General features: G+C 39.7%; 12 protein-coding genes and 4 tRNA genes. 12 read left to right on the top strand and 4 right to left on the bottom strand.

Features of this window, described 5'->3' with window-relative positions; translation table 11 throughout:
* Positions 1-28: 28 nt before the first annotated feature.
* The 3 genes from purN to purM are packed head-to-tail and all read right to left on the bottom strand — an operon-like array spanning position 29 to position 3124.
* Positions 29-670: a phosphoribosylglycinamide formyltransferase gene (purN, locus tag CVP05_RS09125; protein ID WP_100289259.1), complete on the bottom strand. Its 642-nt coding sequence runs from the start codon at positions 668-670 to the stop codon at positions 29-31.
* Positions 670-2064: a dGTP triphosphohydrolase gene (gene dgt / locus CVP05_RS09130; RefSeq protein WP_100289260.1), complete on the bottom strand. Its 1395-nt coding sequence runs from the start codon at positions 2062-2064 to the stop codon at positions 670-672. The genes purN and dgt overlap by 1 nt, the downstream gene beginning before the upstream one ends.
* 22 nt (positions 2065-2086) lie before the next feature.
* Positions 2087-3124 carry a phosphoribosylformylglycinamidine cyclo-ligase gene (gene purM, locus CVP05_RS09135; RefSeq protein ID WP_100289261.1) on the bottom strand — a complete coding sequence of 346 codons (1038 nt, stop codon included), beginning with the start codon at positions 3122-3124 and terminating at the stop codon, positions 2087-2089.
* A 240-nt stretch (positions 3125-3364) separates the two neighbouring features.
* Here purM and upp point away from each other — a divergent pair, with 240 nt between their 5' ends.
* From upp to gltS, 7 genes are all read left to right on the top strand, one after another.
* Positions 3365-3991, top strand: coding sequence for a uracil phosphoribosyltransferase (gene upp, locus CVP05_RS09140; RefSeq protein ID WP_100289262.1), 627 nt, complete (start codon positions 3365-3367; stop codon positions 3989-3991).
* A 94-nt stretch (positions 3992-4085) separates the two neighbouring features.
* Positions 4086-5327 carry a nucleobase:cation symporter-2 family protein gene (locus CVP05_RS09145; protein ID WP_100289263.1) on the top strand — a complete coding sequence of 414 codons (1242 nt, stop codon included), beginning with the start codon at positions 4086-4088 and terminating at the stop codon, positions 5325-5327.
* Positions 5328-5342: 15 nt separating this feature from the next.
* A complete protein-coding gene (gene hda, locus CVP05_RS09150; protein ID WP_100289264.1) occupies positions 5343-6041 on the top strand; it encodes a DnaA inactivator Hda in 699 nt (232 codons plus the stop codon).
* The gene (locus CVP05_RS09155) at positions 6038-6538 is read left to right on the top strand and encodes a YchJ family protein (RefSeq protein ID WP_100289265.1); all 501 of its coding nucleotides are present in this window, start codon (positions 6038-6040) and stop codon (positions 6536-6538) included. The genes hda and CVP05_RS09155 overlap by 4 nt, the downstream gene beginning before the upstream one ends.
* A gap of 40 nt (positions 6539-6578) precedes the next feature.
* Positions 6579-7472: a virulence factor BrkB family protein gene (locus CVP05_RS09160; protein ID WP_100289266.1), complete on the top strand. Its 894-nt coding sequence runs from the start codon at positions 6579-6581 to the stop codon at positions 7470-7472.
* Entirely contained in the window at positions 7469-7903 is a 435-nt protein-coding gene (gene dtd / locus CVP05_RS09165) for a D-aminoacyl-tRNA deacylase (RefSeq protein ID WP_100289267.1), read from the top strand. The genes CVP05_RS09160 and dtd overlap by 4 nt, the downstream gene beginning before the upstream one ends.
* A 98-nt stretch (positions 7904-8001) precedes the next feature.
* Positions 8002-9213 carry a sodium/glutamate symporter gene (gene gltS / locus CVP05_RS09170; protein WP_100289268.1) on the top strand — a complete coding sequence of 404 codons (1212 nt, stop codon included), beginning with the start codon at positions 8002-8004 and terminating at the stop codon, positions 9211-9213.
* Positions 9214-9279: 66 nt separating this feature from the next.
* Here gltS and coaA read toward each other — a convergent pair whose 3' ends face one another.
* Positions 9280-10227, bottom strand: coding sequence for a type I pantothenate kinase (coaA, locus tag CVP05_RS09175; protein WP_243389225.1), 948 nt, complete (start codon positions 10225-10227; stop codon positions 9280-9282).
* A 212-nt stretch (positions 10228-10439) separates the two neighbouring features.
* Here coaA and CVP05_RS09180 point away from each other — a divergent pair.
* From CVP05_RS09180 to CVP05_RS09200, 5 genes are all read left to right on the top strand, one after another.
* Positions 10440-10515: transfer RNA gene (locus CVP05_RS09180), tRNA-Thr, on the top strand.
* A gap of 26 nt (positions 10516-10541) precedes the next feature.
* Positions 10542-10626, top strand: a tRNA-Tyr gene (locus CVP05_RS09185).
* Positions 10627-10660: 34 nt separating this feature from the next.
* Positions 10661-10735, top strand: a tRNA-Gly gene (locus CVP05_RS09190).
* Between the two features lie 4 nt (positions 10736-10739).
* Positions 10740-10815, top strand: a tRNA-Thr gene (locus CVP05_RS09195).
* A gap of 107 nt (positions 10816-10922) precedes the next feature.
* The coding region (locus tag CVP05_RS09200) for a GTP-binding protein (protein WP_100289270.1) at positions 10923-11425 on the top strand (503 nt) is incomplete at its 3' end.

Here is an 11425-nt window from a genome sequence, read left to right on the forward strand (position 1 = left end):
AAAAGTGCGGTGGTTTTTGGAAAAATTTTTATTCTTCGGCAGCATAACCTTGTGGCGGTAATAATTGGCCATCAAGATAAGCTTGTGTTCCGACGAGTTTGAGACGATCTTCCATAAACCATTTTACGACGAGAGGGTAAATACGGAGTTCTTGTTCTCGCGTACGCTGCTCGACATCACTTATATTATCTTCTGGGAAAATGGGGACTTTAGCTTGTAGAATTATCGCGCCACCATCTACTTCTTCGTTCACAAAGTGTACGGTAGTACCATGCTCGGTATCACCTGCTTCCATTGCTCGTTGGTAGGTATTTAATCCAGGATATTTCGGTAATAATGAAGGGTGAATATTCACCACTCGTCCGGCGAAACGCTGAGTAAATTCAGGGGTAAGAATTTTCATATAACCGGCTAATACAATAAGATCTGCCCCTAGATTATCAATGTAGTCACCAATGGCATTATCCATAGCAAGGTTACTATCAAAGGCTTTACGTAAAAAAACGCGGTGAGAAATACCCGCACTTTTTGCTCGTTCAAGCCCAAATACATCTGCTTTATTACTGATAACCGAGACAATTTGAGCCGGAATTTGACCGATAGCACATGCATCAATTAATGCTTGAAGTGTTGAACCTTGTCCCGAAATTAAAACAACAATTTTTTTCATTAAATATTGTATCCTGAGAGAGTTAAATAAAGATCATGGGCATAACTATCAGTCATACCGGAAATAAAGTCAGTCACCATTAATAAGCGTAGATAAAGTTGATATTCAGGGGGCTGATCTTTAGCAAATAAGGTATAAATTTGCTTATGGCTTTCTGAAATTAGAGCAACCAATTTTTTATCTAATTTATTATGAATTTGGTTTAAATCAGCGTAAGGCAATACTGCGGCGATAAACGTGTTGAGCAAAAATGTCAGAATGGTATGGCCTGAGATTTCTAATTTTAAAATATGCTTATTGGAGAAAATATGCTGTAATGCAAAAGAACCTAAAAACGCATGTAGTTTTTCAGCATAGCTCGCTTTAAATAAATCCGCATTATATTCGCCTTTCATAATGGCGTCATAATTCGCATTAAATGTATAAGAGGCGGCGGCGATGAGTTTTTGACGAATATCGAAAAAACACTGATTTACTAATTCTTCTTGATTTTTTATCTCTTTTGATAGCTGTGTTTCTAGTACGTCAGCTAAGAATCTATTTTCCTTAAGTCCGGTATGTTCATGGCAGTAAGCCGCCATTTTGTCTGCAAAAAAATCAAAGGAAAAAAGTTCTTTTTTCAACGCGTCTTCAATATCTGCCGTTAAATAGGCGATGTCATCGGCTGCTTCTAAAATAAAGGTGAGAGGGTGGCGTGCATTGCTAACGCCGGTAATTGAAGTCACCTTACGAAAAGTTTGTTCATCAGCTTTGAAATACCCGATTTTTTTATCGATGATTTTTTTCGTGATTTTCGCATCAGGCATTGCGGAGGATCGCGTATATTTGATTATGGTATTGATCGTTGGCGCAGTAAGGTGCATGCCAGGTTCGCCAGAAAAATAATGTAATTTAGTGATTATTCTGAGTGCTTGAGCATTACCATCAAACTGCATAAAATCGGATTGATAGTTTTCAATAAACGCGTCAATGTCAATTTGTTCGGGCAGTTTGTCTTGTAGAAAGGATTTCAGGTTGGTTTTAAACCAACTTCGAATGACGTCTTCGCCAAAATGTCCAAAAGGCGGATTGCCAATATCATGAAGTAAACTGGCGCTTTCTAAAACACGACAGATTTTCTCTTTATAGTGTATAGGGATTTTTTGAGTGTAAGGGTTGATAATGATTTTACTGGCTAGTTCACGCGCCAACATCGCGACTTCAATGGAATGTGTTAGGCGCGTGTGAACAAAGTCATGGCGTTCAAGAGGAAAAACTTGGGTTTTATCTTGTAAACGACGAAAAGATGGGCTTGTGACTATACGCTTATAATCACTGTCAAATGCCACATCATCATTTTTTGTGGGATCGCTGCCCAATCGTTCCGGATTTAGTAATTGATCCCATGTAAACATTGGCTTTCCTCTTAAATAGTGATTAGCGGATAATGACTTGTTCTTCGTTTTCAACGATAGGTTCAACTTTACCGATAATCCATGCGTTTTCTCCCGCCTCTTGTAATAACTTAAGCGCATTTTCGGCTTCGTTTTGTGGTAGTGCAATCACCATTCCAACACCACAGTTAAAAGTGCGGTACATTTCGTGGGTAGAAATATTACCTTTTTCTTGTAACCAATTAAATACAATTGGCCATTCCCAGCTTTTTTCATCAATGACCACTCGTACGTTGTCGTTTAGCACGCGCGGGATATTTTCCCAAAAACCACCACCAGTCAAGTGGGCAATAGCATGAACATTGCTATGTTTAATTAATTGTAGAATAGATTTTACATAGATTTTAGTCGGGGCAAGAAGGTGTTCTGCTAATGGTTTTCCTGCTAATTGTTCTGTTTTAGGATCAACACCCGCCACATCAATCACCTTGCGGATTAAAGAGTAGCCATTAGAATGTGGTCCACTTGAACCAAGCGCAATTAATGTATCACCTGCTTGAACGGCACTACCATCAATGATTTCCGATTTTTCAACGACACCCACACAGAAGCCCGCGAGATCGTAATCGCCTGAATGATACATACCTGGCATTTCTGCGGTTTCTCCGCCAACTAATGCACAGCCTGATTGCTCACACCCGTTTGCAATGCCTTTAATAACATTCGCAGCAACATCTACATCTAATTTTCCGGTGGCATAATAATCTAAGAAAAATAGAGGTTCAGCCCCACAGACCACCAAATCGTTTACGCACATGGCAACTAAATCAATCCCAATGCTGTCATGTTTATTGAGATCGATAGCAAGACGTAATTTGGTACCTACTCCATCAGTGCCTGAAACTAAAATCGGTTCTTTATACTTGCTTGGAATGGCACACAATGCCCCAAAACCGCCTAATCCTCCCATAACTTCTGGGCGAGTTGTGCGTTTAACATCGTTTTTAATGCGTTCAACTAATTCATTACCCGCATTAATATCTACACCGGCGTCTTTATAGCTTAATGACTGTTTGTTCACGATTTGTTCCTTTACCTATGTAAAATGAAGAATATTGCTTGAATTATACAAGTTTAAGCAATCGTTTGCGATAAGAATTTTATGGTGTTCTCCCATTTATAGCTGTCAGGAGGGATTTTTGAAAAATTTTTCCAAAATATACCGCACTTTATTGAATAATCCGGCTAAGACCCTACCAATTCCCCCCATTCTGATTTAAAATTTACCGATTTTATTTTAAAAACGCAGAGGAGTCATATAATGAAAATTGTGGAAGTGAAACATCCATTAGTAAAACATAAATTAGGTTTAATGCGTCAAGTAGATATTAATACCAAACATTTCCGTGAACTTGCAACGGAAGTAGGCAGTTTATTGACTTATGAAGCGACGGCAGATTTAGAAACGGAAAAAGTAATTATTGACGGTTGGTGTGGACAAGTTGAAGTCGATCGTATTAAAGGGAAAAAAGTCACCGTTGTGCCAATTTTACGTGCAGGTTTAGGTATGATGGACGGCGTATTGGAACATATTCCTAGCGCACGAATTAGCGTTGTTGGGATTTATCGTAATGAAGAAACCCTTGAACCAGTGCCTTATTTCCAAAAGTTAGCAAGTGATTTACCTGAACGTTTAGCTATTGTGGTTGATCCAATGTTGGCAACGGGCGGATCGATGATTTCTACCATTGATTTATTAAAAGAAAAAGGTTGTCGCCATATAAAAGTGTTGGTCTTAGTGGCAGCCCCTGAAGGTATTGCAGCGCTAGAAAAAGCCCATCCAGATATTGAACTTTATACGGCTTCTATTGATAAACACCTTAATGAGCAAGGGTATATTATTCCTGGCTTAGGCGATGCAGGCGATAAGATTTTTGGTACGAAATAATCCTGAAAGTGCGGTGATTTTGGGAAAAGTTTTCCAACTTCATCGCAAATTTTGGATCTCATCAAAGTTAATTCAGACAGAGAGATGAAACTTTATGCAACATGAAACTCCGACCGTTCAAGGTCAACCTAAACAAGCCTTTGTCGGCTTACAAATGTTATTTGTCGCCTTTGGTGCATTGGTCTTAGTGCCGCTGATTACAGGGCTTGATGCAAACACCGCGTTATTAACTGCGGGGGTGGGAACCTTGTTATTTCAACTTTGTACCGGACGACAAGTACCGATTTTCTTAGCCTCTTCTTTTGCATTTATTGCGCCGATTCAGTATGGTGTACAGACATGGGGCATCGCGACGACTATGGGTGGTTTAGTCTTTACTGGACTGGTCTATTTCGCCTTAAGTGTGTTAGTGAAACTACGAGGTGCTGGCGCATTAGAACGTATCTTTCCTCCAGTGGTAGTCGGGCCTGTGATTATCATTATTGGTATGGGGCTTGCGCCTGTAGCAGTGGATATGGCGACGGGCAAAGGTAGCGCGTATAGTTATGAAGATGCAATTTTAGTGTCATTAGTGACTTTAGTGGTGACTTTAGTAACGGCCGTATTTGGTAAAGGCATGTTTAAACTGATTCCGATCATGTTTGGAATTACTGCGGGTTATATCTTATGCTTATGTATGGGCTTGATTAATTTTGAGCCGGTTCTGGCTGCTGCGTGGTTTAGTGTGCCGACGTTGACGACACCCGAATTTAAATTAGAAGCGATTTTGTATTTGTTGCCCATAGCTATTGCGCCTGCGGTAGAACATGTCGGTGGTATTATGGCAATTAGTTCCGTAACAGGAAAAGATTTCTTAAAAAAACCAGGATTACATCGGACATTATTAGGCGATGGCGTTGCAACTTCTGCAGCTTCATTTTTAGGTGGCCCACCAAATACAACTTATGCAGAAGTGACCGGCGCGGTCATGTTAACGCGTAATTTCAATCCGAATATTATGACATGGGCCGCTGTATGGGCAATTGCGATTTCTTTTTGTGGTAAAGTAGGGGCGTTTTTATCTACGATTCCGACTATTGTGATGGGCGGGATTATGATGTTGGTATTTGGTTCCATTGCTGTCGTGGGAATGAGTACTTTAATTCGAGCTAAAGTCGATGTGACTGAAGCGCGTAATTTATGTATTATTTCAGTGGTCATGACCTTTGGTATTGGTGGAATGTTTGTGAATTTTGGTGAAGTTTCACTCAAAGGAATTAGTTTGTGTGCGGTGGTGGCGATTTTGTTGAATCTTATTTTGCCAAAAGCTAAAAACGACACAGCAGTAGAGCAATAATGATAAGGTGAACTTTTGAGAGAAGCGCAATTACCTTTGCCGATTCATCAGTTAGATGATGAAACGTTAGATAATTTTTATGCCGATAACAATTTGTTATTGCTTAATTCCCTTCGCTCGAATTTTCACCATCTTCATCAACCTTTTTTTTATCTTTGGGGAATGGCCGGTAGTGGCAAAACCCATTTACTCAAAGGGATTTCTGCTTATTTTGTCGCTCAGGAGCGAGCGGCAATTTATGTGCCATTAGATAAATTTTCTGCTTTTTCTCCTGCGGTGTTGGATAATTTGGAACAACAAGAGGCGGTGTGCCTAGATAATCTGCACGCAGTGATAGGCAAAGAAGAATGGGAAATTGCGTTATTTGATTTAATTAATCGCATTAAGGAAACCAATAATACATTATTGGTGATGAGCGCGGAGCAATCACCAATCACCTTACCGATTCGCTTACCCGATTTGGCTTCTCGATTAACTTGGGGGGAAACTTATCAGCTTCAGCCCCTGACAGAAGAACAAAAACTCGTGGTGTTACAACAGAATGCTGTGCAACGTGGGATCGTTTTACCGATAGAAACCGCGACTTTTTTATTAAAGCGTTTGGATCGGGATATGGCGACTTTGTTTGGTGCGTTATCGCAATTAGACAAAGCTTCGCTCCAAGCCAAACGTGATTTAACTATACCTTTCGTTAAAGAAATCTTGGATTTATGAACAAAGAAACTTTTGCAAAATCCACCGCACTTTTACCTACCGAACTTTGTCCCTGCCAATCAGGATTAGAATATGAGCAATGTTGCGGGGTGTTCCATCAGCATCAAAGGAGTGCGCAAACAGCAGAACAGCTAATGCGTTCGCGTTATTGTGCCTATGTATTGCAAAATATTCCTTATATTGTGGAAACGACATTACCCGCGCAGCAGCCATTTTTAGCGCAACAAGCTATTCGAACTTGGGCTGAAAGTGTGCAATGGCAACAATTGGTTATTGTGGATCAACGCGTGCGTTCAACGGTTCATGAGAATATTGAATTTAAAGCATTTTTTATACAAGATGGCATTGAAGATGTACACCATGAAACCTCCTTGTTTGTGAAATGTGCAGAAAAATGGTATTTTTTAGATCATACTTTGCCACTACCCACATTGAAAAAACCGTGTATATGTGGGTCTGGTAAAAAATTTAAACATTGTTGTGGCGCGTTTTTATAAACCGCATAAGCATATAAAAAAGAGAACATTGAGGAATTTTATGAATACGCCTTTATCGCGATTTGTGTTGTTTTTAAAAGTTTTTTGGTATCGCTTCAGTCAAAATAAATTAACTCAGGCGGCAGGCTATTTAACTTATAGCACGATGCTGGCTATTGTGCCATTAATTATGGTGATCTTCGCTATTTTTTCAGCGTTTCCTGTCTTTGAAGAAGTGACGGACTCATTAAAAACATTTATTTTTACAAACTTTGCCCCCTCAGCGAGTGATGTCGTGGGGAATTACATCGATCAGTTTGTGAGTAATTCTAAACAGATGAGTGCTGTGGGGGTCATTGGATTGGTTGTGGTGGCATTAATGTTGATTCGTTCTATTGATGAAACCCTAAATGGTATTTGGCAAAATAGTAAACCGCGCTCATTGGTATTCTCTTTTGCTATGTATTGGACTATTCTCACCATTGGTCCGTTGTTAATAGGTGCTAGCATTGCCGTGAGTACTTATGTAAGTTCTCTCGGTATGTTTGAAAATAATTTGGATCTACCGTTTGGATTGAAAATCTTGGGTCTGGTGCCTTTTTTGTTAACTTGGCTTTCGTTTACCCTGATTTATACGATGGTGCCAAATACGAAAGTGAGTGTTAAGCATGCTGCAATTGGTGCGCTAGTGGCGGCAGTATTTTTTACATTGGGTAAACAAGCATTTGGTTGGTATATTACTACTTTCCCGTCTTATCAATTAATTTACGGTGCTATGGCAACATTACCGATCATGTTACTTTGGATTCAATTGAGCTGGACTTTTGTGTTATTAGGCGCGCAATTGACAGCGGTTTTGCAGGATTTACGTGCGATTTATGCGGGTGATTCAGAAGAATTATTAGAAGAAATTGAAAGTAATCAGGAGCAAAATCTTGAGAAGGAGAACGCATGATTGCGCTGATTCAACGTGTAAAACAGGCGAAAGTGGAGGTTGCACAAGAAGTCGTCGGTGAAATTTCGCAGGGTTTACTTGTATTGTTAGGTGTAGAAAAAGACGATGACCATAACAAAGCAGAACGATTAGTGGAAAAGGTGCTTCACTATCGTATATTTAGTGACGAGTTGGGCAAGATGAATTTGAATGTACAACAAATTCAAGGGCAAGTTCTAGTGGTATCGCAATTCACACTTGCGGCTGATACACAAAAAGGGCTGCGACCAAGTTTTTCAAATGGTGCAGCACCTTCATTAGCACTAACATTATATGATTATTTTGTGGAAAAATGCAGGGAGAAAATTGACACCGCGACTGGACAGTTTGCTGCGGATATGCAGGTGTCATTGCAAAATGATGGTCCGGTTACTTTTTGGCTACAAGTGTAAAATTATCCTACGTTCATGATATTTATGATATATTTATATATGTAATGCGGCTGTGAGAACAGCCGTTTTTTAATTTTTAAATAATAGGATATTTTTTTATGACATTTGATACTTATGAAACGATAGCGCTGGCTTGTTTAGTGTTATTGTTGGGTTATTTTTTGGTTAAGCGTGTTCATTTTTTATCCCATTATAATATCCCAGAGCCGGTTGTTGGGGGATTTATTGTTGCAATTGCGTTGACAGTCACTCATCAGCTATGGAATGTGTCTTTTAGTTTTGATACGGATTTGCAATACAATATGATGCTTGTATTTTTTAGCTCTATCGGGTTAAGTGCTAATTTTGCTCGTCTTGCTAAAGGAGGAAAGCCGTTACTTCTCTTTTTATGTGTCTCATTTGGACTGATTTTCTTACAAAATACGGTGGGCATTTTCTCGGCTATGGCCTTAGGTCTCGATCCGGCTTATGGGTTGATTGCGGGTTCGGTAACACTAACGGGTGGACATGGTACCGGTGTTGCGTGGGCTGACACCTTAACACACCGTTTTGGTATTTCTGGGGCATTAGAATTGGCGATGGCGTGTGCCACATTTGGCTTAGTTTTTGGTGGAATCATTGGGGGACCTGTTGCGAGTTTCTTACTAAAACGTATGAAAAAAGAAGAAGTAACAGAAGCTGATGAAGACACTAATGATGTAGAAGAAGCGTTTGAACGTCCAAAATATCGCCGTAAAGTCAACACACGCTCGATCATTGAAACGATTACAATGATGTCAATTTGTTTATTTGTGGGTCAATATATTTCGGAAGTTGTTAAAGGCACCGTGTTACAGCTACCTGCGTTTGTTTGGTGTTTATTTGTTGGAACGCTTATCCGTAATGTGCTTGCTCATATTTTTAAATTTAAGGTTGCAGATGAAGCGATTGATATACTTGGAAATGTTGGGTTATCTTTATTTCTCGCCATTGCTTTAATGTCCTTAAAATTATGGGAGCTAGCAGGTCTTGCATTGCCTATCTTTGCTATTTTAATTATCCAGGTACTCTTAATGGTAGGTTATGCCATTATTGTGACTTATCGGGTAATGGGGAAGGATTATGATGCGGTTGTGTTAAGTGCGGGACATTGTGGATTTGGTTTGGGCGCAACGCCAACGGCTGTAGCGAATATGCAGGCTGTAACCTCTCATTTTGGTCCATCACATAAGGCGTTTTTAATTGTTCCAATGGTAGGGGCCTTTTTTATTGACTTGATAAACAATGTCTTGCTTAAATTTTTTATGGAAGTCACTGTATATTTTCATTAAGAAGACCCACGTTATCCGGGTGAACCATATGCCCGGATAATGTAAAAGTGCGGTCTGTTTTCAAAATTATTTTCTTAATTTCACTTGTTCCACAGAATGATCTTTACCTTTCGTTAAAATCAAATTCGCACGTTCACGAGTTGGTAAAATATTTTCATGTAGATTCAAACCATTAATGCTATCCCAAATATGACTCGCTGTTTCAATCGCTTCTTGTTCAGACAGTTCTGCATAATGTTTGAAGTAGGAGTTTGGATCAGTAAATGCACCTTTGCGAAATTTAAGAAAACGACGAATATACCATTCTTTTAATAATGGTTCTTCTGCATCGACATAAATAGAAAAATCGACGAAATCAGAGACAAAAATTTGATTCGGGTGATTATTGCCTGTTTGTAGTACATTCAAGCCTTCTAAAATAAAAATATCGGGCTGATCAATAATATTAAACTGATTGGGAAGAATGTCATAGGTTAAATGAGAATAAATAGGCACTTGTAGTTGTGGCTTGCCTGATTTCAAATCTGCCATGAATTGAATCAGTTGAGGGGTGTCATAAGAAATAGGGAAGCCTTTCTTGTGTAAAATATTACGTTCTTTTAAGGTGGCTAATGGATATAAAAAGCCGTCTGTTGTAATCAGATCGACTTTTCTGGTATGTGGCCATTGCGCCAATAAAGATTGTAGGATACGGGCAGATGTGCTTTTCCCCACTGCAACACTGCCAGCAATACTAATAATGTAAGGAACTTTCGGCTTTTGTACCCCAAGAAACCGATGTAATACAGTCTGACGGCGTAGATTTTCATCAATATAGTAATTTAATAAACGCGCTAAGGGGAGATAAATCGTGCTGACTTCATCAAGTGAGAGCTCTTCATTAAAACTCAATAGCGGTTTTAGGTCTTGCTCAGTCAGTTTTAAAGGGACAGATTTACGCAATTCGCTCCATTGATCGCGGTCAAAGCAGAGAAAAGGGCTGATTTTATTTAAATTTGAAGTAGTGTTTTTAATTGACACGATAATAGTTCTTTAAATATCCCAAAGAAAGTGCGGTCAACTATACAATAATTTTTTAAGCATGAGGATAAAAAATGACGAAATTATGGAAAAATATGCAAATTCTGTCTGATTATTAGCCGAATGATAAAAAAAAATGTTTTTTTATCAAAAAAGGCTTGTCAGCCATAAAAATTTCCCTATAATACGCCTCACTTGCTTACGACGCCGACTTAGCTCAGTAGGTAGAGCAACTGACTTGTAATCAGTAGGTCACCAGTTCGATTCCGGTAGTCGGCACCATTAAGCGTAAACAAGTAGATTAGCGTGGAGGGATTCCCGAGCGGCCAAAGGGAGCAGACTGTAAATCTGCCGGCTCAGCCTTCGAAGGTTCGAATCCTTCTCCCTCCACCATTTTTGATTCTGATGGGACAGATGAATTAAGAACGCGGGCATCGTATAATGGCTATTACCTTAGCCTTCCAAGCTAATGATGCGGGTTCGATTCCCGCTGCCCGCTCCAAAGCGCTGATATAGCTCAGTCGGTAGAGCGCATCCTTGGTAAGGATGAGGTCGGCAGTTCGATTCTGCCTATCAGCACCACTTATCTCTTCATTTCTCTCTCTTCAGTTTAGCCAAATATTAAATTTTCTAGGTTAGTGTGGCAAGAAAACCACGTTTGTAACCATGTTTGTTTAGAGGAATTCTCAATGTCTAAAGAAAAATTTGAACGTACAAAACCGCACGTAAACGTGGGTACAATCGGCCACGTTGACCATGGTAAAACAACTTTAACCGCAGCGATTACAACTGTATTAGCGAAACACTACGGTGGTGCAGCGCGCGCATTCGACCAAATCGATAACGCACCAGAAGAAAAAGCACGTGGTATTACCATTAATACTTCACACGTTGAGTATGATACAGAAACTCGTCACTATGCACACGTTGACTGTCCAGGACACGCGGACTATGTTAAAAACATGATCACTGGTGCAGCACAAATGGACGGCGCGATCTTAGTAGTAGCGGCAACTGACGGTCCTATGCCACAAACACGTGAGCACATCTTATTAGGTCGCCAAGTAGGTGTACCATACATCATCGTATTCTTAAACAAATGCGACATGGTAGATGACGAAGAGTTATTAGAATTAGTTGAAATGGAAGTACGTGAGCTTCTTTCTCAATATGATTTCCCAGGCGACGATAC

It is taken from the genome of Conservatibacter flavescens, assembly GCF_002795425.1.
GTDB lineage: Bacteria > Pseudomonadota > Gammaproteobacteria > Enterobacterales > Pasteurellaceae > Conservatibacter > Conservatibacter flavescens.

Coding starts and splice junctions, on each gene's coding strand:
- CVP05_RS09155 (WP_100289265.1), top strand. CDS start 6,038: ATGAACAAAGAAACTTTTGCAAAATCCACCGCACTTTTACCTACCGAA.
- purN (WP_100289259.1), bottom strand. CDS start 670: ATGAAAAAAATTGTTGTTTTAATTTCGGGACAAGGTTCAACACTTCAA.
- dtd (WP_100289267.1), top strand. CDS start 7,469: ATGATTGCGCTGATTCAACGTGTAAAACAGGCGAAAGTGGAGGTTGCA.
- CVP05_RS09145 (WP_100289263.1), top strand. CDS start 4,086: ATGCAACATGAAACTCCGACCGTTCAAGGTCAACCTAAACAAGCCTTT.
- gltS (WP_100289268.1), top strand. CDS start 8,002: ATGACATTTGATACTTATGAAACGATAGCGCTGGCTTGTTTAGTGTTA.
- CVP05_RS09160 (WP_100289266.1), top strand. CDS start 6,579: ATGAATACGCCTTTATCGCGATTTGTGTTGTTTTTAAAAGTTTTTTGG.
- upp (WP_100289262.1), top strand. CDS start 3,365: ATGAAAATTGTGGAAGTGAAACATCCATTAGTAAAACATAAATTAGGT.
- dgt (WP_100289260.1), bottom strand. CDS start 2,064: ATGTTTACATGGGATCAATTACTAAATCCGGAACGATTGGGCAGCGAT.